At 69.1% G+C, this 470-nt stretch carries 1 pseudogene; it reads left to right on the forward strand.

Annotated features, from left to right (window positions below):
- Window positions 1-20: 20 nt before the first annotated feature.
- Window positions 21-470, forward strand: a pseudogene (locus QQM67_RS30750) (hypothetical protein); the annotation flags it as partial.

Consider the following 470-nt stretch of genomic DNA (forward strand, 5'->3'; position numbering starts at 1 on the left):
CTGTGGTGGCGGTGCCGGGGGATGTGGTGTCGGCGCCGGTGCAGTCTGCGGTGTGGGGTTTGGGTCGTGTGGCGGCGTTGGAGTTGCCGCGTCGTTGGGGTGGGTTGGTGGATCTGCCCGCGGATGTGGCGGCCTGGAATGAGGAGTTGGCGGCGTGTGTGGCGGGGGTGCTGGCTGGGGGTGGTGAGGATCAGGTTGCGGTGCGTGTGTCGGGTGTGTATGGGCGCCGTCTGGTTCCGACCGAGTTGGGTGCGGTTGTAGGGGAGTCGGCGTCGCCGGCTGTCCCCGAGCTGGAGGCTGTGTCTGAGACGGGGGTCGAGTCGTCGACCGGTGTGCCGCCTGCTGTGCCGACCGGTGTGTCGCCTGGTGTGTCGACTGGTGGGTCGGTGGGTTGGGTGCCGTGGGGGTCGGTGTTGGTGACGGGTGGTACGGGTGCGTTGGGTGCTCGTGTTGCCCGGTGGGTGGTGGAG

Origin of the sequence: Streptomyces winkii (assembly GCF_032248595.1) — a bacterium.
Taxonomy (GTDB): Bacteria; Actinomycetota; Actinomycetes; order Streptomycetales; family Streptomycetaceae; genus Streptomyces; species Streptomyces winkii.